The sequence below is a fragment of the Streptomyces milbemycinicus genome (assembly GCF_002154605.1).
In the GTDB taxonomy this organism is placed as follows: Bacteria; Actinomycetota; Actinomycetes; order Streptomycetales; family Streptomycetaceae; genus Streptomyces; species Streptomyces milbemycinicus.
Genome location: NZ_MUNE01000396.1, coordinates 1 through 21,776 on the forward strand (window position 1 = coordinate 1; position 21,776 = coordinate 21,776).

General features: G+C 71.3%; 20 protein-coding genes and 1 pseudogene. 1 reads left to right on the top strand and 20 read right to left on the bottom strand.

Annotated elements, in window-relative coordinates; translation table 11 throughout:
- Window positions 1-258 precede the first annotated feature (258 nt).
- The 15 genes and pseudogenes from CCN51_RS30260 to proS form a co-directional block, all read right to left on the bottom strand.
- Complete coding sequence (locus tag CCN51_RS30260) at window positions 259-1,884, bottom strand: YifB family Mg chelatase-like AAA ATPase (RefSeq protein ID WP_014176054.1); 1,626 nt, start codon at window positions 1,882-1,884, stop codon at window positions 259-261.
- Window positions 1,884-2,243 carry a YraN family protein gene (locus tag CCN51_RS30265; protein WP_014176055.1) on the bottom strand — a complete coding sequence of 120 codons (360 nt, stop codon included), beginning with the start codon at window positions 2,241-2,243 and terminating at the stop codon, window positions 1,884-1,886. Before CCN51_RS30265 ends, CCN51_RS30260 begins: the two co-directional genes overlap by 1 nt.
- A gap of 83 nt (window positions 2,244-2,326) precedes the next feature.
- Entirely contained in the window at window positions 2,327-2,635 is a 309-nt protein-coding gene (locus tag CCN51_RS30270) for a DUF2469 domain-containing protein (RefSeq protein ID WP_004944840.1), read from the bottom strand.
- Between the two features lie 39 nt (window positions 2,636-2,674).
- Window positions 2,675-3,190: an NUDIX hydrolase gene (locus CCN51_RS30275; RefSeq protein WP_014176056.1), complete on the bottom strand. Its 516-nt coding sequence runs from the start codon at window positions 3,188-3,190 to the stop codon at window positions 2,675-2,677.
- Window positions 3,183-3,950 (bottom strand): signal peptidase I, encoded by a 768-nt coding sequence (gene lepB, locus CCN51_RS30280; protein ID WP_043486652.1) that lies wholly within the window; start codon window positions 3,948-3,950, stop codon window positions 3,183-3,185. Before lepB (CCN51_RS30280) ends, CCN51_RS30275 begins: the two co-directional genes overlap by 8 nt.
- Before the next feature lie 84 nt (window positions 3,951-4,034).
- Window positions 4,035-4,787: a signal peptidase I gene (gene lepB, locus CCN51_RS30285; RefSeq protein ID WP_043490038.1), complete on the bottom strand. Its 753-nt coding sequence runs from the start codon at window positions 4,785-4,787 to the stop codon at window positions 4,035-4,037.
- Window positions 4,788-5,016: 229 nt separating this feature from the next.
- The gene (gene lepB, locus CCN51_RS30290; protein WP_078610426.1) at window positions 5,017-6,276 is read right to left on the bottom strand and encodes a signal peptidase I; all 1,260 of its coding nucleotides are present in this window, start codon (window positions 6,274-6,276) and stop codon (window positions 5,017-5,019) included.
- A complete protein-coding gene (gene lepB, locus CCN51_RS30295) occupies window positions 6,269-7,054 on the bottom strand; it encodes a signal peptidase I (protein ID WP_014176060.1) in 786 nt (261 codons plus the stop codon). The genes lepB (CCN51_RS30290) and lepB (CCN51_RS30295) overlap by 8 nt, the downstream gene beginning before the upstream one ends.
- 62 nt (window positions 7,055-7,116) lie before the next feature.
- A complete protein-coding gene (gene rplS, locus CCN51_RS54480; protein ID WP_014176061.1) occupies window positions 7,117-7,467 on the bottom strand; it encodes a 50S ribosomal protein L19 in 351 nt (116 codons plus the stop codon).
- A 132-nt stretch (window positions 7,468-7,599) separates the two neighbouring features.
- Window positions 7,600-8,475: pseudogene (gene trmD, locus CCN51_RS54485) on the bottom strand (tRNA (guanosine(37)-N1)-methyltransferase TrmD); the annotation flags it as partial.
- Entirely contained in the window at window positions 8,475-9,035 is a 561-nt protein-coding gene (gene rimM, locus CCN51_RS30305; RefSeq protein WP_043486654.1) for a ribosome maturation factor RimM, read from the bottom strand. The gene rimM and the pseudogene trmD, both read right to left, overlap by 1 nt.
- A gap of 83 nt (window positions 9,036-9,118) precedes the next feature.
- Entirely contained in the window at window positions 9,119-9,358 is a 240-nt protein-coding gene (locus CCN51_RS30310) for an RNA-binding protein (protein WP_014176063.1), read from the bottom strand.
- A 2-nt stretch (window positions 9,359-9,360) separates the two neighbouring features.
- Window positions 9,361-9,801 carry a 30S ribosomal protein S16 gene (gene rpsP / locus CCN51_RS30315; protein WP_014176064.1) on the bottom strand — a complete coding sequence of 147 codons (441 nt, stop codon included), beginning with the start codon at window positions 9,799-9,801 and terminating at the stop codon, window positions 9,361-9,363.
- A gap of 155 nt (window positions 9,802-9,956) precedes the next feature.
- Window positions 9,957-10,550 (bottom strand): hypothetical protein, encoded by a 594-nt coding sequence (locus tag CCN51_RS30320; protein ID WP_014176065.1) that lies wholly within the window; start codon window positions 10,548-10,550, stop codon window positions 9,957-9,959.
- A 249-nt stretch (window positions 10,551-10,799) separates the two neighbouring features.
- Entirely contained in the window at window positions 10,800-12,215 is a 1,416-nt protein-coding gene (gene proS, locus CCN51_RS30325; RefSeq protein ID WP_014176066.1) for a proline--tRNA ligase, read from the bottom strand.
- Window positions 12,216-12,497: 282 nt separating this feature from the next.
- On the opposite strand from proS, the gene CCN51_RS30330 reads away from it, so the two are divergent.
- The gene (locus CCN51_RS30330; RefSeq protein WP_106436360.1) at window positions 12,498-13,442 is read left to right on the top strand and encodes an MDR/zinc-dependent alcohol dehydrogenase-like family protein; all 945 of its coding nucleotides are present in this window, start codon (window positions 12,498-12,500) and stop codon (window positions 13,440-13,442) included.
- Between the two features lie 191 nt (window positions 13,443-13,633).
- On the opposite strand, the gene ffh is transcribed toward CCN51_RS30330, so the two are convergent.
- The 5 genes from ffh to nsdA form a co-directional block, all read right to left on the bottom strand.
- Complete coding sequence (gene ffh, locus CCN51_RS30335; protein WP_014176068.1) at window positions 13,634-15,190, bottom strand: signal recognition particle protein; 1,557 nt, start codon at window positions 15,188-15,190, stop codon at window positions 13,634-13,636.
- A gap of 122 nt (window positions 15,191-15,312) precedes the next feature.
- On the bottom strand, window positions 15,313-17,931 hold the full coding sequence (locus tag CCN51_RS30340; protein ID WP_043490044.1) for a [protein-PII] uridylyltransferase: 2,619 nt from the start codon (window positions 17,929-17,931) through the stop codon (window positions 15,313-15,315).
- A 98-nt stretch (window positions 17,932-18,029) separates the two neighbouring features.
- Window positions 18,030-18,368 carry a P-II family nitrogen regulator gene (locus CCN51_RS30345; protein ID WP_014176070.1) on the bottom strand — a complete coding sequence of 113 codons (339 nt, stop codon included), beginning with the start codon at window positions 18,366-18,368 and terminating at the stop codon, window positions 18,030-18,032.
- The gene (locus tag CCN51_RS30350) at window positions 18,365-19,657 is read right to left on the bottom strand and encodes an ammonium transporter (protein WP_043486656.1); all 1,293 of its coding nucleotides are present in this window, start codon (window positions 19,655-19,657) and stop codon (window positions 18,365-18,367) included. Before CCN51_RS30350 ends, CCN51_RS30345 begins: the two co-directional genes overlap by 4 nt.
- 218 nt (window positions 19,658-19,875) lie before the next feature.
- Window positions 19,876-21,375: a transcriptional repressor NsdA gene (nsdA, locus tag CCN51_RS30355; RefSeq protein ID WP_014176072.1), complete on the bottom strand. Its 1,500-nt coding sequence runs from the start codon at window positions 21,373-21,375 to the stop codon at window positions 19,876-19,878.
- Between the last annotated feature and the right edge of the window lie 401 nt (window positions 21,376-21,776).

Here is a 21,776-nt window from a genome sequence, read left to right on the forward strand (position 1 = left end):
ACCGGGAGCAGGGGACGGGCCCGTCCCCGGCTCCGGGCACCAGCCCTGCCGCAGTCCCGGCCCCGGGCCCGTCCCCTGCTCCCGGTCCCACCGCGGTCCCGGCGCCGGACCCAGCCCCTGCCCTCGGCCCGGTCGCGGTTCCGTACCCGGACCCTGTCCCTGGCCCTGCCGCGGTCCCGGCGCCAACCACACCCCCAGCCCCAGCCGCGCCCCGATCCGGGCCCGACACCGGCTCCCGGCCCTTTCGCGAGCCGACCATCAGAACCCCACCGCCCCGGCCGGGACGCCACGGCTGACGCCGGTGCGCAGTTGCAGCGCCTGCGCCACGTCCTCGGCCTCCGGCCGGTCGTGGCCCGCCAGGTCCGCGACGGTCCAGGCGACCCGCAGCACACGGTCGAGACCACGGGCGGTCAGCAGCCCGCGCTCCATATCGCGCTCGGCCTCGCGCAGCGCCCCGGGGCTGGCATACCAGCGGGTGCGCAGCTCATGGCCCGGCACCTCGCTATTGGTAAGCCAGGGGGTGTCGGTGTAGCGCGCGGCGGCGCGCTCCCGCGCCTCGCGCACCCGGGCCGCGACGACCGCGGTCCTCTCCCCGACGCCCGGGGCCCCGGTGAGCTCGGCCCGGCTGACCGCCTCGACCCGGACCCGCAGGTCCACCCGGTCCAGCAGCGGCCCGGAGAGCCGCGCCTGGTAGCGGCGGACCATCACGGGCGAGCAGTCGCAGCCGTCGCCGATATACGAGTGGCGCCCACAGGGGCATGGGTTGGCGGCCAGCAGAAGCAGAAAGCGCGCGGGCATGCGCACCATGCCGGCCGAGCGGGCCACCACCACATGGCCGGACTCCAGGGGCTGGCGCAGCGCGTCGAGCACCTGGGCGCTGAATTCGGGCGCCTCGTCCAAGAAGAGCACGCCCCGGTGCGCGAGCGAGACCGCGCCCGGCCTCGGCAGCCCGTTTCCCCCGCCCACCAGGGCGGCCATGGTGGCCGAGTGGTGCGGTGCGCAGTACGGCGGAGCGGCCACCAGCGGCTGGCCGGGCGGGAGGATCCCGGCCACCGAGTGGACGGCGGTCACCTCCAGGGACTCCCGCCGGGTGAGCGGGGGCAGCAGACCGGGAAGCCGCTCGGCGAGCATGGTCTTGCCCGCGCCGGGCGGGCCGGCCAGGAAGAGATGGTGGCTCCCGGCCGCGGCGACCTCCAGGGCCTTGCGGGCGGCCCGCTGACCGGCGACCTCGGCCAGGTCGGGGCGGCGGTCGGCGGCCGCCCCCGCGTCGGCCGCCACGCCGACGCCCATGCCCGCGCCCACCAAGCTCAGCCCGGCGAGCATCGGGTCGGGGCGGCCTTCCTCGGGCAGCTCCTCCTCTTCGGGCACCGGTGCGTCCGTCAACACGGCGATCAGCTGACGCAGGGTCCGCACACCGAGCACCGAGACATCCGGCACCAGGGACGCCTCGGCCGCCGTCTGCTCCGGGACGACCACCTGCCGGTATCCGGCCTCAGCGGCGGCGAGCACCGCGGGCAGCACCCCGCGCACCGGGCGGACCCGGCCGTCCAGTCCGAGCTCGCCGATCATCATCAGGTCGGCCATGGCGCGTGGGTCGATGCGCTCGGCGGCCCCGAGCACCGCGCAGGCCACGGCCAGGTCGAAGCCGCTGCCTCCCTTGGGGACGGACGCCGGGCTGAGCCCCACCGTGAGCTTTTTCTGCGGCCAGTCGGCGCCGGAGTTCACGACGGCCGCGCGGACCCGGTCCCGGCTCTCGACCAGGCTCTTGTCGGGCAGCCCGACCAGCGTGAAGGTGGCGACGCCCGGCTCCAGATCGGCCTGGACCTCCACCACCACGCCCTCGACCCCGACCAGGGCGACCGAGCAGGTGCGGGCGAACCCCATCAGGCCACCCCCCGCACATGCTCGACCACCGGCGCGCCGCGCTCGGGCAGCACCACGCCGATCAGATCGATCCGCACCCCGCCCGGCGGCGGGCCGCCGTGCCGCTCCAGCCAGCGCTCGGCCAGCCGCCGCAGCCGGTCGGCCTTGCCGGGGGTGACGGCCGCCATCGGGTGTTCATAGCCGCCGAGGCGGCGCGTCTTGACCTCGCACACCACCAGCGCCCCGGCGTCCAGGGCGACGATGTCGATCTCTCCGTCCCGGCACCGCCAGTTCCGCTCCACGACGGTCATCCCGGCCTCGGACAGCCGGCGCACCGCCAGATCCTCGCCGTAGCGTCCGAGCGCTCCTCGGGCGTTCATTCGGCACCACCTCCGGCACCGACTGTGACGGCTCGGCGCCGGATTATTGGATCTTTGTGGACAACCGACCGGTTGTGGACAACTCAGCCACTCGGAAGGTCGAGATCGCTCTTGTTCAGCTCCTCAATGTTCACGTCCTTGAACGTCAGGACGCGCACCTGCTTCACGAAGCGGGCCGGTCGATACATGTCCCAGACCCAGGCGTCGGCCATGGAGACCTCAAAGAACACCTCACCCTGCACCGAGTGCACCTGCATCTCGTAGTCATTGGTGAGATAGAAACGCCGTTCAGTCTCGATCACATATTTGAACAGACCGACGACATCGCGGTACTCCCGGTAGAGCTTCAGCTCCATCTCGGTCTCGTACTTCTCGAGGTCCTCGGCGCTCATGGCATGTTCCCCTTCAGCCGTGCGTCCCCCCATTGTGCGTCAGACGCGCTCAGTCTCCAGGATCACCGGCACAGTCGGGGGTCCCTCGTCGAGCAGCCTACGCAACAGCCCCACAAGCTGTGACGGGTACACCGGCTCTCGTACCGCCGCCAGCTCCTCGAGCGTCCACCACCGCAGCCCCGTGACGCTGCGCCGCTCCAGCTCGGTCGCGCCGCCGGTCCACGTCGCGGTCTGCTCCGTACGGGCCAGGTAGTACCACTCGTCCTGATGCCAGCGGCGCCCGTCGAACGGGAAGGAGCACACCCGCCGCCACACCACGGGCCCCAGCTCCACCTGTGTGATCCCGGTCTCCTCCGCCAGCTCCCGGCGCGCCGCCTGTTCCCGGCTCTCATCGCCCTCCAGCCCGCCGCCGGGGGTGAACCACCAGGTCGTCGACGGGTCCTCGGGCTCGAAGCCGTGTATCAGCAGAATCCTGTCGTGCGGGTCGAGCAGGACCACCCGGGCGACCTTCCGCAGGTCCTCGCCCCGGCCCTCCGCGCCCGTCCCCTCAGACACCGGTCGCCACCTCCGTCGTCTTCCCGCGCCGCCCCTCGCCCCGTTTGCCGCCGCGCCCGATCCGGCGCGCCAGCGGCCCGTACGCCGCGCCGCCCATGATGAGCACCGCGCCGACCACGGCGGAGATCAGGATGAGTCGCAGCGGCCCCGGCTGTGAGACGCCGCCCGGCAGCGCCTTGAAGGCTTCCGGCCGCTCCAGCATCCCCAGGTCCGGCGGCCAGGCCGTGGCGTCCACCCGCCCGCTCACCGCGCCGCGCGAGACAGCCCCGTCCGCACCGTCGGACAGATGCACACGGGAGTCCAGGGAGTCGTTGCGGTGGTCGCCCAGCAGGAACAACTTCCCCTTGGGCACCGTCGCCGAGAAGACGGTGGGCGAGGCCGGTCCCTTGGTGTGCAGATACGGTTCGTCGAGGGGCTTGCCGTTCAGCGTCAGCCGACCCTGCTTGTCACAGCACGCGACCGTGTCCCCGCCGACGCCGACGACCCGCTTCACCATCGGCAGATCGCCCCAGACCGAGTCCTTGAAGACAACCACGTCGCCACGGCGCACCTCGTCGCCCTCTATTCGCTCCGCCAGCACGCGGTCGCCCCGGCCGATGGTCGGTGCCATCGAATCGGTCGGGACGGTGTACGGCTTGTAGACCACCGCACCCCAGACGAACGACCCCAGGAAGAGCACACAGCCGACGGCGACCGCCACCCCGGACAGGACGCTCCCAAGCCCTCTGCCGCCCCCTCCGACCTGCCGGGCTCCGCTCATTCCAGTGCTCCTGCCTCACGTAGCAGACGTCGATCAGGTCCCGGGCACCCCAGGTCGTCAGCACCCTACCCGGCGGTACGGATCTCAGGCAGCCGTCCCGCGCGCCTTGCGGACGAGCCTGCGGCGGCGCCACAGAACGATCGGGACCGCGCCCGCGAACCCGAGCGCCGAGGGGGCCATGGATGCCGCGGCGCTCAGCCCCGGCTGGTCGAAGGTGCCGCGGACGGAGAGGGTCGACCAGCGGTCGATCGGCCACGCGACCACGATGGCCCGCCCGACGACCTTGTCCACCGAGACCGTGCCATTGTCCAGATTCTGGTGCCAGCGCGAGTCCAGCGAGTCCTGGCGGTGGTCGCCCATCACCCAGATCCGGCCCTTGGGCACCTTGATCGGGCCGAACGGCTTGTCGTCGCAGGGCGTGTTCCCAGGGAAGATGTAATTCTTCTCGTCCAGCGCCTTGCCGTTGACCTTGACCGGTCCGCCCTTCTGGCATTCGACCGTGTCCCCGCCGACCGCGATGACCCGCTTGATCAGGTCCTTCTCCTCCGCGGACGGCATCAGGCCGATAAAGCTGAGCACCCGCTGAACGCCCTTGGCGAGCGGGCCCGAGTCGGACTGCTGGGTCTCGCCGCCGAGCCAGCCGCCCGGGTCGTGGAAGACGACGACCTCGCCGCGCTCCGGCTCGGCGCCGAACCACGGGGTCAGCTTGTCCACCAGCACCCGGTCGCCGCGCTGCAGCGTGTTCTGCATGGAGTCGGAGGGGATGGAGAACGCCTGCACCAGGAACGTCTTGATCAGCAGGGCGAGCAGCAGCGCGATGCCGACGAGGATCGGCAGCTCTCTCCAGAACGAGCGCGTCTTCTTGGCGCCGTCCTTGGCACCGCCCTCGTCCTTGGCGCTGTTCTCCCCGTCCTCGTCCTCGCCGTCCTTGTCCTTGTCGGGCTCGTCACCCGCCCGGCCCTCGGCGCCAGGAGGGTCCGAGGGATCCGGGGAATCCGAGGAGCCGGCGGAGGCCGAGGAGCCCGGCTTGCCGAAGGAGACGGGAGACTCAGCGGAGCCCGGAACGTCAGCGGAGCCGGGAGCGGCCGGTGAACCGCCCTGGGGGGCGGCCGCGGCGTCCGTCGTACCGGAGCCCCCTGGCGCCTCGAACGTCTCGGGGGCCCCGCCCGTAGGCGCATCGGCCGCGCGCGCCCCGTTCACCGGTGGCTCTCCGCTCCCCCCCGGTTGCCTCTCGGGCTCTTCGTGACCGGATCGAGCGCCGACCGCCAAGTCCCCCACATTCACTCCTCACGCCGCGCTGCCGCCCACGCCACGAACGGCGCAGGCCCACCACTCCCATAACGAGCGGGAGTTCCGCAGGGGTCGGGAGCTGGACCAACCCTTGCTGGTCCGAGGACAGCCTATGCGGCGAGCCGCGTGCCTGCGTCGCCCCGCTCGGCGCGTCCTTCACTGAGGCATATGTCTCAGGTTCGTCCAGGCTCTGCCAATGACCGAAGGGCCACGCGATCACGATCGCCCGGCCGACGACCAGGTCGTCCGAGACCGTTCCCTGGTCAGGCTCGTCCAGATGGACCCGCGAGTCCGCCGAATTGGCCCGGTGATCGCCCATCACAAAGATCCGCCCCTGAGGGACAGTCACCTTGAACCGGCGCTCCGAGGGCACATTACCCGGGTGCAGATACGGCTCGTTCAGCGGCGTGCCGTTGACCGTCACCCGACCGTCTTTGTCACAGCAGGCGACCGTATCGCCGCCGACCCCGACCACCCGCTTGATCAGATCCTGCTCGTTCGAGGACGGAAGCAGTCCGATCCAGGTCAGGAACTGCTTGGCCTGCTTGATGACGACCGGATCTTCCTTAGGCGGCTTCCGCTCGTCCTCGAGCCAGCCTCCGGGGTCCTTGAACACCACCACATCGCCGCGCGACGGCTTCGAGCCGAACCACGGTGTGAGTTTGTCCACCAGCACCCGGTCGCCGATCCTGATCGTCTGCTCCATCGAGCCCGACGGGATCACAAACGCCTGGACCAGAAAGGTCTTGAGCACCAGGGCGATCACCAGCGCCACGCCGATCAGGATCGGGATCTCCTTCATGGCCGAACGGCGCCGCCTGCGCTTGATACGGCGCTGGACCTTGCGCCGCTCCGCACGACCGCCCAGACGCGGCCCCGTACGCGGCGCGTCCGCACTGTGCACGGGGCCCGAGCCGGGGATGTAGCCAGGACTGCCGGGGCCCGAGCCCAGGTGGCCCGAGCCCGGACGGCCGGAACCCAGGCGGCCGGGGCCGGGGCGGCGGGTCCCGTGCCGGGACCGTCCGCGGTTACCCATGTGCGCCGCCCGGAGCCGGATCCGGTACGCGTCCGAAGGCCGCCGGGCGGTGCACTCCGCTCCAGCGGCCGACCGGCCAGCCGATCCAGTCGGCGCGTCCGATCACCTTGTCGACGGGGACCGTACCTCCGCCCGGCTCGCCGAGGTGGTCCCGTGAGTCCCTGGAATCACTGCGGTGGTCCCCCATGACCCACAGCTTTCCCTCGGGCACCACGATGTCGAACGGGACCTGTGACGGGGCATCCCCCGGAAACAGGTAGTCCTCGTCCACCGGCTTCCCGTTCACCTCGATCCTCCCCCGCTTGTCGCAGCACCTGACCCGGTCACCACCCACACCCACGACACGCTTGATGTAGTCGGTCTCGGCCGGTTCGGCCAGCCCGACCGCCGCGGCCGCGCCCCGCACCAGTGCCACCACCGGATTCTGGGACGGCTCCTTCTGGACGAAGGACCCGGTTCCGTCGAACACGATGACGTCACCGCGGCGCGGCGTATCACCGAAACGGTACGCCAGCTTGTTCACCAGGACCCGGTCTCCGGGCCGAAACGTGTTCTCCATCGATCCGCTGGGGATCAGAAAGGGCTGTACGACGAAGGCGCTCAGCAAAAGGACGAAGACGACACAGACCGCCACGAGCACACCGACCCGCCGCCAGGGCCCGCCCCCGATCAGCCGGCCGAGCCCCCGCCGGGGACGCGAAGAGCGCGATCGCTCCTCCTGTCCCTCGTGGGAACGGGAGGAGCGATCGCGCTCTGCGAGCTGGGCGTCGGTCTCCATCGGGCCAGAGCCTATCCGGCCCGCCTGTGCCGTCCGGCAGTAGCTCAGTTGTCGCGCAAAACTCAGTTGTCGCGCTTTTCCTTGATCTTCGCGGCCTTGCCGCGGAGGTCGCGCAGGTAGTACAGCTTGGCGCGGCGAACGTCACCGCGGGTGACGACCTCGATCTTCTCGACGATCGGGGTGTGCACCGGGAAGGTGCGCTCGACGCCGACGCTGAAGCTCACCTTGCGGACGGTGAAGCTCTCGCGCACACCAGAGCCCTGGCGGCGGATGACGACGCCCTTGAACTGCTGGACACGGGAGCGGTTGCCCTCGATGACGCGGACGTGGACGTTGACCGTGTCGCCGGGGCGGAAGGTCGGGATGTCGCTGCGCAGCGACGCGGCGTCGACAGTGTCGAGCACGTGAGACATGATCGTCTGCTTTCCTCGCTGATGCCACAGGTCATCAGCGGCATATCGGTGATGATGGGGAGTGCCGTCTGGTCGGGCGGGCGTCGGTCCCCCTGTGGCAGGGGCGCACACCGGACGTACAGCAGCGGCCCATTCTTCCACGGCGGGACCGGACCGCCCAAATCGGGGCCCTTGATCGTGTTCGCTCGCCTCCGGAAGCTCCTCCCAGCCCAGTTCCGCCAGGAGCTTCCGGTCGTACTTGTCCAGCGCCGCCGGGTCGCAGCGCTCTATGAGATCCGGCCGGTTGCGGCTGGTACGGCGGAACGCCTCGTCCCTGCGCCAGCGCGCGATCTTGCCGTGGTGACCGCTGAGCAGCACCTCCGGAATGCCCCGGTCACGCCACTGCGGCGGCTTGGTGTAGACGGGTCCCTCCAGCAGATCGGCCATCGTGCCGGGGGCGAAGGAGTCGTCGCGGTGCGATTCGGCGTTGCCCAGCACGCCGGGCAGCAGCCGGGCCACGGCCTCCGTGATCACCAGGACCGCGGCCTCCCCGCCGGCCAGCACATAGTCGCCGATGGAGATCTCGTACACATCCAGGCGTTCGGCGTACTCGTCGATCACCCGGCGGTCGATGCCCTCGTAGCGGGCGGGGGCGAAGACCAGCCAGGGGCGCTCGGCCAGTTCGACGGCGAGGGCCTGGGTGAACGGGCGGCCGCTCGGGGTGGGCACGACCAGCGCGGGCAGCGGCGGCGCCCCGTCCGCGCCGCCCCCCGGCACACCGGGCTCCGTACCGCCGGTCCCCGACGCGATGATCTCGTCCAGCGCCTCGCCCCACGGCTCGGGCTTCATGACCATGCCGGGACCGCCGCCGTACGGGGTGTCGTCGACGGTGTTGTGCCGGTCGTGCGTCCAGGTCCGCAGATCGTGGACGCGTACGTCCAGCTGTCCGCGGGCGCGCGCCTTGCCGACCAGTGAGACGTTCAGCGGCTCCAGATACTCCGGAAAGATCGTGACGACGTCCAGCCGCATCATGCGCCCCCGCGCTCCGCGCCGCCCTCGCCGCGGGCGACCTCGGCCTGGGTCTCGTCGAGCAGACCGGGCGGCGGGTCGATGACGGCGCGCTGCGCCTCGAGGTCGATCTCCGGCACCACCTCGGAGACGAAGGGGATCATCACCTCGCTGCCGTCCGGCCGCCGGACGATCAGCAGGTCCTGGTACGGCAGATGGGAGATCTCCGAGATCCGGCCGACCTCCGTGCCGTCGACGGTGACCACGTCCAGGTCGATCAGCTGATGGTCGTAGTACTCCTCGGGGTCCTCGGGGGTGTCCTCGGGGTCGACCTCCGCGATGAGCAGGGTGCCGCGCAGCGTCTCGGCGGCCGTACGGTCCGCGAACCCCGCGAAGCGCAGCAGCAGCCGGCCGCTGTGCACCCGGCCGGTCTCGATGGTCAGCGGCCCGGCCGAAGCGGGCTCGGTGGCCAGGACGGCCCCCGGGGCGAGCCGCAGCTCCGGCTCGTCGGTGCGCACCTCGACGGTGACCTCGCCCTTGATGCCGTGGGCGCGGCCGATCCGCGCCACAACCAACTGCACTGTTCCCTGTTCCCTTCACACAGACGGGCCGGGGACGGCCCAAAGCCCTCCCCGGCCCGTGCCGGTGCTCTTCTTGACGCTGCTCAGCGAACCTGGTCCACGTCGACGAGGTCGACGCGGACGCCACGGCCGCCGATGGCGCCCACGACGGTGCGCAGGGCGCGGGCGGTGCGGCCGTTACGGCCGATCACCTTGCCGAGGTCGTCGGGGTGCACCCGCACCTCGAGAACGCGCCCGCGCCGCAGGTTGCGCGAGGCGACCTGCACGTCGTCGGGGTTGTCGACGATGCCCTTCACCAGGTGCTCGAGGGCCTCCTCGAGCATCCTCAGGCCTCGGTCGACTCGGCCGCCGCGTCAGCGGCCGCCTCGTCCGACTTCTTCTCGGACTTCTTCGCCTTCGGGGTGATGGCCTCACCCTTCGACTCACCACCGGTGTCCTTGGCGGCGGCCTCGAACAGGGCGCGCTTGTCGGCCTTCGGCTCGGCGACGAGCATCGGGGCCGGGGCGGGCAGGCCCTTGAACTTCTGCCAGTCGCCGGTGACCTTCAGGATGGCGAGCACCGGCTCGGTCGGCTGCGCGCCGACGCCCAGCCAGTACTGCGCACGCTCCGAGTCCACCTCAATGCGCGAGGGGTTCTGCACCGGGTGGTACAGACCGATCTCCTCGATGGCCCGGCCGTCACGGCGGGTGCGGGAGTCGGCGACGACGATGCGGTAGTGAGGCGAACGGATCTTGCCCAGACGCTTCAGCTTGATCTTGACTGCCACGGGAGTGGTGTCTCCTGGTCTTGACGTGATTGAGCACTGCGAAGTGCCGCGTGGGGTTGCGGTACCCGAGTGCCCGATGGACGCGTCAGCCGGAGGAGAGAGGGGTCCTGGTCGGCTGTCGAGTACAGCTGACCATTCTGCCACACCGTGACAGGTCAGCCGACCGCGGCCACCGGCTCCGGGATACGGAACGGCTTCCCGCATCCCCCGCACATGATCGGCGCCTGCGCCAGCACCGACGGGACGACGCGAACATTGCGCCCGCAGTCGCACACCGCCTTCACCCGGACCCCACCGCCCGACGAACCGTGCCGGGCGGCCGGTCCGCGGAAGGTGCGGGCGGTGTCGGCGGCGGTCGCGACGGTGTGTGCCTTGAGGGCGCGCTGCAGCCGGTCGATGGTGGTCCGATAGCGCCTTCTCGCCTCGGGGCTGAGCGTGACCAGCGAGAAGCCGCTGCTGGGGTGCGGCTCATCGGGGTGGTCCAGGCCCAACTCCTCGGCGATGGCCAGGAAGCGGCGGTTGTGGTAGCGGCCGGCGCGCGAGGTGTCACGGACACCGCGCGCCGCGGCGATGCCGTGGACTGCCTCGTGCAGCAGCCGTTCGAAGGAGAGCTCGGCGCCACATGCGGACGACGACTCTCCGATCAGCGATTCGGGCGCGGCGAGATCCGGCAGCTCGGGGTGGTGCCGTTGAATATCGGCCCACGCCTGCGCCAGCTCTGCGGCGAGTACAGGTGGTGTCGTGCTCACGTCGTGATAACGAGCGGGGAGTGCCCGGTGTTCCGATTCCGGGGCATCACAAATAATTTGCACGTACCAGTCAGTTCAGCGCTGATGCGTCCCGAGGAGGGCGGGTGCGCCAATGTGTGGATGAGCCACCCACCGCGCACCAAGGCGGTACGTAACGCCCGCCCCGCACCGCCCCCGGACTTCCGGTCAGCTTTCCGCCCAGCCGGATCGCGCTTCTCCGCTCAGCCGGAGCGCGCTTCAGCTGCCGCCTCAGTAGGCACGCGCGACAAAGGCGACGTTACCGGGCGCGTCATCGGCATCCGGCACCGACCCGTCCTCGGCCACCAGACAGCGCACGGACACGGCCTGCTCGGCGAGCGCCGCCTCCCCCTCCGGGCCGAGGTCCGCCCAGGGGATCCGCGCCCAGCCGCCGGCCGCCGCGGCCTCGGCGGCCTCCTCGACGGTCCGTACATCCGTGGTGCGGGCCTCGCGCCGCTCCCGCGCCTGGCGCAGCAGCAGCGCCTGGTCCTCCTCCAGGACCTTCGGCAGCAGATCGGGAAGCGCTTCCAGCCGCACCGGCTCCTTGCCGCCCGGGATCCGCCGCACCACCATCGCGGTGCCGCCCTCCAGGTCGCGCGGGCCGACCTCGATCCGCACCGGAACGCCCTTGAGCTCCCAGTCCACGGCGCGGCGGCCGAAGGGGGTGTCGGTCCGGTCGTCGACCTGGACCCGCACCCCGGCCGCCGTCAGCCGGTCGCCGATCTCGCGGACCTTGGCCAGCACCGCCTCGTCGCCCTTGATGGCCAGCACGACAGCCTGCACGGGAGCCAGCCGCGGCGGAATGCGCAGCCCGCTGTCGTCGCCGTGCATCATCACGAGCGCGCCCACCATGCGGGTGGTGGAGCCCCAGGAGGTCTGCCAGACCAGCTCCTGCTTGCCCTCCTTGGACAGGAACTGGGTGTTGAACGCGCGGGCGAAGTTCTGGCCCAGCTCATGGCTGGTGCCCAGCTGCAGCGCCTTGCCGTCGCCCATCATCCCCTCCAGCGTGAGGGTGTTGATGGCGCCCGCGAACCGCTCCTTGGCGGTCTTGCGGCCCAGGACGACGTCCATGGCCAGCACGTTCTCCATGAAGTCGGCGTAGACGTGCCGGTGGATACGGGAAGCGAAGTCGCGGGCGTCCTCGTATGTGGCGTGGGCGGTGTGACCCTCCTGCCACAGGAACTCGGACGTACGCAGGAACAGCCGCGGCCGCAGCTCCCAACGCACCACATTGGCCCACTGGTTGATCAGCAGCGGCAGATCGCGGTAGCTCTGCACCCACTTCGCGAAGTACTCGTTGATGATCGTCTCGGAGGTGGGCCGGACGACCACGGGCTCCTCGAGCTTCTTTCCGCCGCCGTGCGTGACGATGGCGAGCTCGGGGGCGAACCCCTCGACGTGCTCCGCCTCCTTCGTCAGATACGACTGCGGGATGAAGAGCGGGAAGTACGCGTTCTGAACGCCCTCGGCCTTGATGCGGGCGTCCATGTCCTGCTGCATCCGCTCCCAGAGCCCGTAGCCATACGGTCGGATGACCATGGTGCCGCGCACCGGACCGTTGTCGGCCAGTTCGGCCTTGTTGATCAGATCCTGGTACCAGCGCGGAAAATCCTCCGCCTGGGGGGTGAGAACGGGAGCCTTCGCCATGGCGCCGATCGTACGGCGACGGCCCGTCGAACCGTGAATTCATTTGGCCAGGGCAACAACAGGGCAACAAGGCGACAGCCGGACCGAGCCCTCGGAAACCCGGACCGAGTCCTCGGGAACAGGGGGCGCACAACGGGGGCATACAAGCATGGCCGCGAAAGCTCTGGACGCGCGGACGGATGCGCAGTTCCCTGGCCTACGGGGGTGGAACGCGCGGCGCACAACGGTGGCAACAGGCTCTTCGGCTCACGGCACTGCTCTCGTCGGATTGGGGCGCATTCCATGACATCTACGCTCATACGGCGGCACCTTCCCCCGTACCCCTCCTCCCTCTCCGCACCGGGCGCGGCGATATCCCGCGCCCGTGCCCGCGACTGGGCGGAGATCCAGGAACGGATGATGGTGCCGCTGTACGAGGCCGTGTACGAGCGCCTGGAGGTCGGCGCCGGGACCCGGCTGCTGGGCCTGGGCTGCGGCTCGGGCCTGGCCCTTCTCATGGCGGTGGCGCGCGGCGCCACCGTGTGCGGGGTGGACCCGGACGAGGAGCGCCTGGGGCTCGCCCGCGAGCGGCTGCTCGCGGGCCCCGGAGCGCGGCCGGGCGCCGCGCGCCCGAGCACACCGGGAGGCGTCGCGCGCCTCGCCCGCCTGGCGGACGGCGGCCTGGGCGGCGCCCTGACGGCGTCAGGGGCCGGAGCGGGGACAGCGGCGCGGACCGGGTCCGGATTCACCGTGGTCACGGCCTTCGATCCGCTGTCGGCTCTCGGGTCCGGGAGCGCTCTGCCGGAGCGGCTCGCCTCGGCCGCCGCCCTCGCCGAGCCCGGCAGCCCGGTCGTCCTGGCCGGATGGGGCCCGCCCGAGCGGTGCGACACCTCCACCGTGCTGCGGGTGGGCGCGCGCCTGGCCGACCCGACGCTCCCCCAGCTACCGCTGGGAGGTGCCCCCTCCGCGCGCTGGCAGCCGTGCGGCAGGGACGACCTTGAGGACCTGGCCCAGCGGGCCGGGCTACGGCTCGACGGCTCGGGCCGGGTGGCCTGCCCCTTCGGATACGCGGACATGGACAGCGCGGTGCGCGGACTGCTGTCGGCCGGGCTGTTCGACGCGGCGGAGCAAGCCACCGACGCCACTCAGGTGCGCAAGGAGATCACGGAAGCCCTCCATCCGTACCGGCGCCAGGACGGCACGGTGTGGATGGAGAACGTGATGCGCTATCTGATCGCTCGGGTGTGAGGGCCCCCGGGCGTAACCCGTTCGCACATGCGCTCGTTGGAACGCATGTCGGTGGTGACATCGGCTTGAGCTCCGCGACAGCGGAGGTGATCCGGGCAACCAGCGGTGCGGTAACCCGATGAATCGCTGCTCCCCGCCACTCTGCGGGGTCTTCCCGGGTGGGGCGCACGCGTGCGCCCCACCCGGGAGCGTCACTTCGGCGGAAGGAAGTTCTTGAACTCTTGCGGCAGTTCGAAGTCCTCCGCGTCCTGACCGCCGCCGGGTAGCCCGAACGCGCCTCCTTGCTGGGCCGCCGCCCTGCGCTCAGCCGCCTGCTGCTCCTCCTGCGCCCGCTTGAGCGGGTTGCCGGAGCGTTGCCGCCCCTTGGCCTTCTTCTGCTGCTTGCCCTTGCGCTTGGCGGCGGCGCCGCCCATGCCCGGGATGCCCGGCATACCGGGCATCCCGCCCTGCGCCATTTTCGACATCATCTTGCGCGCCTCGAAGAACCGCTCCACCAGGTTCTTGACCGCGCTGACCTCGACACCCGAGCCGCGCGCGATACGGGCGCGGCGCGAGCCGTTGATGATGGTCGGGTCCTGGCGCTCGCCCGGCGTCATCGACTTGATGATCGCGGCGGTGCGGTCCACGTCCCGCTCGTCGAGGTTGTTGATCTGGTCCTTGATCTGGCCCATGCCCGGCAGCATGCCGAGCAGCTTGGAGATGGAGCCCATCTTGCGGACCTGCTCCATCTGCGCCAGGAAGTCGTCGAGCGTGAACTCCTTGGGGCCCTTCGCCAGCTTGGCCGCCATCTGCTCGGCCTCTTGCTGGCTGAAGGTCTGCTCGGCCTTCTCGATCAGGCTGAGCATGTCGCCCATGCCCAGGATGCGGGACGCCATGCGGTCCGGGTGGAACGCGTCGAAGTCGTCCAGCTTCTCGCCGTTGGAGGCGAACATGATCTGGCGGCCGGTGACATGCGCGATGGACAGCGCGGCACCGCCGCGCGCGTCGCCGTCGAGCTTGGAGAGCACCACGCCGTCGAAGCCGACGCCGTCGCGGAACGCCTCGGCGGTGTTCACCGCGTCCTGGCCGATCATCGAGTCGACGACGAAAAGGACCTCGTCCGGGCGGACCGCGTCGCGGATGTCCGCGGCCTGCTGCATCAGCTCCTGGTCGATGCCGAGACGGCCGGCAGTGTCGACGATCACCACGTCGTGCTGCTTGGTCTTGGCGAACTCGATCGAGTCCTCGGCCACCTTCACCGGGTCGCCCACGCCGTTGCCCGGCTCGGGGGCGAAGACCGCGACGCCGGCCCGCTCGGCGACCACCGAGAGCTGGTTGACGGCGTTGGGGCGCTGCAGGTCACACGCGACCAGCAGCGGCGCGTGGCCCTGCCCCTTCAGCCAGCGGCCGAGCTTTCCGGCGAGCGTCGTCTTACCGGCGCCCTGCAGACCCGCGAGCATGATCACGGTCGGCGGCTGCTTGGCGAAGCGGAGGCGGCGGGTCTCGCCGCCGAGGATGCCGACCAGCTCCTCGTTGACGATCTTGATGACCTGCTGGGCGGGGTTCAGCGCCTGGGAGACCTCGGCTCCCGTCGCCCGTTCCTTGATCTGCTTGATGAAGGCCCGGACGACGGGAAGCGCGACGTCCGCTTCGAGCAGGGCGATACGGATTTCACGCGCCGTGGCGTCGATGTCCGCCTCGGAGAGGCGGCCCTTGCCCCGGAGGTTCTTGAAAGTCGCTGCGAGGCGGTCGGAGAGGGTATCGAACACGGTGGTCGCGAATCCTTCGGTCGGATGTCGGGTCGGCGGTCGGCCTCCAAGGGTATCCGCCCGCCGCCCGAACGGTCTGCCCCCTGGTGCCGCGCCCCGGTGGAGCCGCACCCGCCGGGGCGCTACGCGCTCAGCGTCCGCTCGACCTCCTTGGCCACCTCCGCCGCGCGCATGGGCTGCAGCGGGGCGCCTGAGGCGTCCGTGACGTAGAAGGCGTCCACCGCGTTGGCTCCGAGCGTGCTGACGTGGGCGCTGCGCACCGTGACCCCCGCGTCCTCCAGCGCGCGGCCGATGCGGTGCAGCAGCCCGGGGGCGTCCTGGGCGCGCACCTCGATCACCGTGGCGAGCTGGGAGCTGCCGGGCGCGACGGTGACCCGCGGGGGCGGGGCGTGCACGCCGCGGCGGCGGGGGTATTTGCGGTACGCGGCCTCGCGCTCCGTGAGCCTGGCCACTATGTCGAGCGACCCGTCCAGGGCCCGCAGCAGGTCCTTGCGCAGCCGCGCGGCCTGCGGCAGCGAGCCGTACTCGGCGGCCACCCGCCAGCTCAGCAGCAGCACGCCGGGCCCCGGCTCGGAGGCCGGCCGAGAGGAGTCCGGCGTACCCGCAGCCAACAGCTCACCGTCCAGTTCACCGGACAGCTCCCCGGTCAGTTCTCCGGGCAGCTCGACGGCGCGCAGGTCCGCCGCCCGTACGGTCAGCCGGTGCAGCGCCAGCACACCGGCCGCCGCCGGCAGCACGCCGGGCTGCTCGGGGACGGCGATCAGCAGCTCCACGCCGATCGGCTCCGCGCCGGACTCGGCGCCCGGCCCCGCGCCCGCGGCGGCGTCCGGAGCGCCGGCGGCCGCGCCGCCCGCTCCGATCCCCGCCGCCTCGCCCGGCGGCAGCGCCTCCGAGCGCGCGTGCAGGGCCAGTACGGGGCCGCCGGTGCGCCAGGCCTCGATGGCCAGCCGCTCCTGTTCGGCGGTGGTCTGCTGGGGGTCGGAGGAGTCCGCGGCCGGCTCGCCGGCCAGGACCGCCGCGACCCGCTTGACCAGGTCGGCCACGAGCGAGCCGCGCCAGGCGCTCCAGGCCGCGGGGCCGGTGGCGAGGGCGTCGGCCTCGGTGAGGGCGTGCAGCAGCTCCAGGGTGGCCGTGGAGCCGACGACCTCGGCGACCGAGCGCACGGTGGCGGGGTCGTCAAGGTCACGGCGGGTGGCGGTCTCGACGAGCAGCAGGTGGTGGCGGACCAGCGTGGCCAGGACGGCGACGTCGGCGCGGTCGAAGCCGATCCGGGACGCCACGTCCCGGGCGATGGTCTCGCCCGCCACCGAGTGGTCGCCGGGCCAGCCCTTGCCGATGTCGTGCAGCAGCGCGGCGACCAGCAGCAGGTCGGGGCGGCCGACGCGGCGGCTGAGCGCGCTGGCCCGCACGGCGGTCTCGACGAGGTGGCGGTCGACGGTCCAGCGGTGTACGGCGTTGCGCTGAGGGCGGCAGCGCACCCGCTCCCAGTCGGGCAGCAGCCGGGTGATCAGCCCCTCGGCCTCCAGGGCCTCCCAGACCGCGACGGTGGACTCGCCCGCGCCGAGCAGCGTGATCAGCTGCTCCCTGGCCTCGGGCGGCCACGGTACGGGCAGGGGCTGTGCGGCGGCGGCCAGGCGCCGTACGGCGTGCAGTGACAGCGGCAGACCGGCCTGGGCGGCGGCGGCCGCGGCCCGCAGCGGCAGCACCGGGTCGCGCTCGGGGCGCGCGGTGCGCGCCAGCACCGCCTCGCCGTCCTGCTCGACGACGCCCTCGGCGAGCGGGCTGCGCTCCCCCACCGCGTCCGCGCCGCCCCCGGAGCCGCGTCCGCGGCCGCCGAGGAGGCCGCGCAGCCGCGGCCGGGTCGACCGGGCGCGCAGCACCCGTTCGACCTCGCGCCAGGTCACATCGCTCGCGTACGAGATGGTCCGGGCCGACTCGTACACCTGGCGCAGCAGGGTGTCGGCGTCCAGCAGGCCGAGCTCGGCCGCGACCTGGTCCTGCTCCTGCAGGGCGAGCCGGTCGGTGGCCCGCCCGGTGATCAGGTGCAGCGCGTCCCGTACGTCCAGCAGCAGCCGGCGCGCCTCGGCAAGGCCCTCGCGCGGCGCGTCGGCGAGCCAGGAGGCGGCGATGGCCCGCAGCGCCGTCGCATCGCGCAGCCCGCCGCGCGCCTCCTTGAGGTCCGGTTCCAGCAGGAACTGCAGCTCGCCGTGGCGCCCGGCGCGCTCCTGGCCCAGTTCGCGCAGCTCGGGCAGGCGCTTGGGGGCCCGGGCCCGCCAGTCGGCGAGCACCGCCGTGCGCAGCCCCGCGCTGAGCGCGGCGTCGCCCGCGATATGGCGCGCGTCCAGCAGGCCGAGGTGGGCCTTCAGGTCCTCGCCGGCGGTTTTGCGGGCCTGGTCGGGGGTGCGTACGGAGTGGTCCAGGGCCAGCCCCATGTCCCACACCGGGTACCAGACGTGGTCGGCGAGGGTGGCGATGGCGGAGGCGTCCGCCGAGCCGTCGTGGAGCAGCAGCACGTCCAGGTCGCTGCGCGGGGACAGTTCACCGCGTCCGTATCCGCCGACCGCCACGAGGGCGACGCCCTGGGTGATACCGGCCTGCTCCGCCCCGCCGGCCAGCAGCGCGGCCAGCCATTGGTCGGTGAGCTCGGCGAGGGCGGTACGGCGCGGCGGCCCGGACCGCGACTCCTCTTGCAGGAGTCGCAGCCGGGCCGCCGCGTAGCCACCGGGCACCGAGTCGGCCATCTTCTCTGTCTTCGCCTCGACGCTGTCCGTCAACTCGGCTCCTTGATCACAGGGAAGGACGTCCGGGCGGTGGGGTTCCACGACACGTCGGAGATATGTCAGAGCGCGTCCGGACCGCGCTCGCCGGTCCGTACCCGCACCGCGGTGTCGACGGGGACGCTCCACACCTTGCCGTCCCCGATCTTGCCGGTGCGGGCCGACTTGACCACGACCTCGATGAGGTCGTCGGCGTCGTCGTCCTCGACCAGCACCTCGATACGGACCTTGGGCACCAGGTCGATGGTGTACTCGGCGCCCCGGTAGACCTCGGTGTGGCCGCGCTGGCGGCCGTAGCCGCTGGCCTCGGTGACGGTCAGGCCGTGCACCCCGAAGGCCTGCAGGGCTTCCTTGATCTCGTCCAGCCGGTGGGGCTTGACGACCGCGGTGATGAGCTTCACGCGTCCACCTTCTTGTTCTGCGGCGCGCCCGCGCCGGTCTCGTCCTGGATGGAGGCCACCGTAGACCGCCCCACGTGCGCGCCTCCGACGGCGCTGAAGTCGTAGGCCGTCTCGGCGTGGTAGGCCTGGTCGAGGCCGCCGACCTCTTCGTCCTCGGTGGCCCGCAGGCCGATGGTGACGTCGATCGCCTTGGCGAGGATCCAGGAGACGACGAACGAGTAGATCAGGACCGTGAAGGCGCCGAGCGCCTGCTTGCCGAGCTGGTCCAGGCCGCCGACGCCGTCGGTGGCGAGGAGGCCGACCAGGAGGGTGCCCAGGATGCCGCCGACCAGGTGCACGCCGACCACGTCGAGCGAGTCGTCGTAGCCCAGCTTGTACTTCAGGCTGACCGCCCAGGAGCAGACGACGCCCGCGACGAGGCCGATGATGATCGCGCCCCAGGCGTTGACGGCCGCACCGGAGGGGGTGATGGCGACGAGGCCCGCGACGGCGCCGGAGGCCGCGCCCAGCGTGGTGAAGGCGCCGTGCCGGATGCGCTCGTAGGCGAGCCAGCCGAGCATCGCGACGCCGGTGGCGAGCTGGGTGTTGAACGCCATGTTGGCGGCGGTTCCGTTGGCGGCGAGTGCGGAACCGGCGTTGAAGCCGAACCAGCCGAACCACAGCAGACCGGAGCCCAGCATCACCAGGGGGAGGTTGTGCGGCCGCATCGGGTCCTTCTTGAAGCCGATGCGCTTGCCGAGGACCAGGGCCACGGCGAGACCGGCCGCGCCCGCGTTGATGTGGACCGCCGTGCCGCCCGCGAAGTCGATGACTTCCTTCTTGAACAGCCAGCCGTCGGCCTGCCACACCCAGTGGGCGACCGGGAAGTAGACGACGGTGACCCACAGGGTGATGAAGAGCGTCCACGCGCCGAACTTGACCCGGTCGGCGACCGCGCCGCTGATCAGCGCGGGGGTGATGACCGCGAACATCAGCTGGAAGAAGGCGAAGGCGAGTACCGGGATCGCGTCGGGCTTGGTGCCCCACAGCGACTCGGGGTTGATGCCCTTGAAGCCGATGTGGTCCAGATTGCCGAGCAGCCCGCCGCCGATGTCGTCACCGAAGGTGAGGGAGTAGCCGAACAGCACCCACAGGAGGCTGACGACGCCCAGGGCGATGAAGGACATCATCAGCATGTTCAGGGCGCTCTTCACCCGGACCATGCCGCCGTAGAAGAAGGCCAGGCCGGGGGTCATCAGCATCACGAGCGCGGCGCTGATCAATACGAATGCGGTATTTGCGCCATTCAATGTGGACGTCTCCTCGGGATGACGGCCCGTGCGGGCAGAACTCATGTGGGCCGGTTTTCGCCACGAGGTTGACGCAGCGCCGTTTCAGTCGATGCCGCTCGATGTTTCACGGCAGTGACGAAGGGCGTGGAAGTGTTACGCGCTGATGAACTGGGACTGGACGGCCGGAGGGCCTGGTTACCGTGTCGCGGCCACGGACAAAGGGGGCGTCGGGCGGCTCAGACGGCGCGGACGGACTCCGCCGTATCCGAGGAGTCGGGCAGGTGGTCGGCAAGCCGCTCGCCGAGCTGGACCACCTCCGGGACGCTCCCGAAGTCGCGGATCGCGGTGTCCACGGTCTTGCGCAGCCGGTTGCTGACCCGCTCGGAGCGCACCCGCCGGGCGAGCGGCAGGGCCTTCTCCGCGACCGCCGCGCACTGCTCGGGCTCCTTCTGCAGGAGGTGGACGGTGGCCAGCCCGATCAGGTTGAGCGCATACGAACGCTGGTGCCCGCCCTCCTCGGCCGTCTCCTGGCCGAAGAGGTCGACGGCGCGGCGCATCACCGGGTCGGCCAGCTTGGCGTAGGTGGGGCTGCGGCCGGCGACATAGGCGAGGTCGCGGTACGAGTGCGCGTTCTCCGCGTTGAGCTCGGCCTCGGAGAAGAAGCCGATCCAGTCCGGGTCCCCGTCGCCCCCGGCGGATTCGGCGAAGCTGTCCTCGGCCAGCTTCACGGCGCGGTGGCATTTGCTGGGCTGGCCCATATTGGCGTACGCCCGGGCCTCCATCGCATACAGCATGGCCTGGGTGCGCGGCGTCGCGCTCTCCCTGCTGCCGTACTGGGCGAGGTGGACCAGCTCCAGCGCGTCCTCGGGCCGCCCCACATGGATCATCTGGCGGCTCATGCTGGAGAGGATGTACGAGCCGAGGGGCCGGTCTCCGGACTCCTTGGCCGCGTGCAGGGCGAGGACGAAGTACTTCTGTGCGGTCGGCTGGAGCCCGATGTCGTAGCTCATCCACCCGGCGAGCTCGGCCAGCTCGCCCGCGACCTTGAACAGCCGCTTGGAGACCCGCTCGGGATGCGGCTCCTGCAGCAGGTCCGTCACCTCGTGGAGCTGGCCGACCACCGCCTTGCGGCGCAGCCCGCCGCCGCACTGGGCGTCCCACTTCCGGAACATCACGATGGTCGACTCGAGCAGTTCGAGCTCGGGCTCGGAGAGCCGGGAGATCCGCCGGGAGCGGCCCGCGTCCGGCTGGGTCCGGCCGTCGGGCCGGGCGGAGGGCGAGGGGACCAGCCAGCGCTGCATCGGCTCGATGAGGGCCGGGCCCGCCGACAGGGCGAGCGAGGTGCCGAGGAAGCCCCGGCGGGCGAGCATCAGGTCGCTGCGGGAGAATTCGCCGATCAGCGCGACCGTCTCAGGACCGGCCCAGGGCAGGTCCACCCCGGACACGGACGGTGACCGGTGGGCCGTGCGCAGCCCGAGGTCCTCGATGCCGACCACACAGCCGAAGCGGTCGGAGAACAGCTCGGAGAGAATCTGCGGAATCGGCTCGCGCGGCTGCTCACCGTCGAGCCAGCGGCGCACCCGCGAGGTGTCGGTGCTGATGTGGTGGGCGCCCAACTGGCGTGCTCTGCGGTTGACTTGACGCGCGAGCTCGCCCTTGGACCAGCCGCTGCGCACAAACCACGAACCCAACTGCGCGTTGGGACGCTTGTCAGCACTGCCGCCGTTGTCGCCCACTGGAACGCCCCCATCCCACGATTCCGCTCGCACCGCGACCAGAATGCCGTCTGTCACGGTCAGTTGTCCCCGCGATCCGCCGCATCAACCGCGGGAGAGGGGGGGTCATGCACTGAAAGTAATCTTACGATCACGCCTCCGGCGAGGAAGTTCGCTAAAACGCCACCATTCGCCACCCCTTCGAATGAACGCCACTGGCGATTCACACGATTCACTTGACACCGGGCGACCGGAAAACAGGTGGAGGGGTGCGCACGAGGGCGCGCGCTCAGTGTCTCACCACCCCTTGCACCACGCTGCACCACGCCGCACCACTCGATACTGCCGCACCGTAGCCGCCGCACCACATCCGGCTACGGAGCGCGAGCGAGCGGCATCACCGCGTCATTCGGCTCGTAACC

Bases quoted from the DNA above. Each gene is read 5' to 3' on its own strand.
- CCN51_RS30260 (WP_014176054.1), bottom strand. From the start codon at position 1,884: ATGGGGTTCGCCCGCACCTGCTCGGTCGCCCTGGTCGGGGTCGAGGGC.
- CCN51_RS30265 (WP_014176055.1), bottom strand. From the start codon at position 2,243: ATGAACGCCCGAGGAGCGCTCGGACGCTACGGCGAGGATCTGGCGGTG.
- CCN51_RS30270 (WP_004944840.1), bottom strand. From the start codon at position 2,635: ATGAGCGCCGAGGACCTCGAGAAGTACGAGACCGAGATGGAGCTGAAG.
- lepB (WP_043486652.1), bottom strand. From the start codon at position 3,950: ATGAGCGGAGCCCGGCAGGTCGGAGGGGGCGGCAGAGGGCTTGGGAGC.
- lepB (WP_078610426.1), bottom strand. From the start codon at position 6,276: ATGGGTAACCGCGGACGGTCCCGGCACGGGACCCGCCGCCCCGGCCCC.
- lepB (WP_014176060.1), bottom strand. From the start codon at position 7,054: ATGGAGACCGACGCCCAGCTCGCAGAGCGCGATCGCTCCTCCCGTTCC.
- rplS (WP_014176061.1), bottom strand. From the start codon at position 7,467: ATGTCTCACGTGCTCGACACTGTCGACGCCGCGTCGCTGCGCAGCGAC.
- CCN51_RS30310 (WP_014176063.1), bottom strand. From the start codon at position 9,358: ATGCTCGAGGAGGCCCTCGAGCACCTGGTGAAGGGCATCGTCGACAAC.
- proS (WP_014176066.1), bottom strand. From the start codon at position 12,215: ATGGCGAAGGCTCCCGTTCTCACCCCCCAGGCGGAGGATTTTCCGCGC.
- CCN51_RS30330 (WP_106436360.1), top strand. From the start codon at position 12,498: ATGACATCTACGCTCATACGGCGGCACCTTCCCCCGTACCCCTCCTCC.
- CCN51_RS30340 (WP_043490044.1), bottom strand. From the start codon at position 17,931: ATGGCCGACTCGGTGCCCGGTGGCTACGCGGCGGCCCGGCTGCGACTC.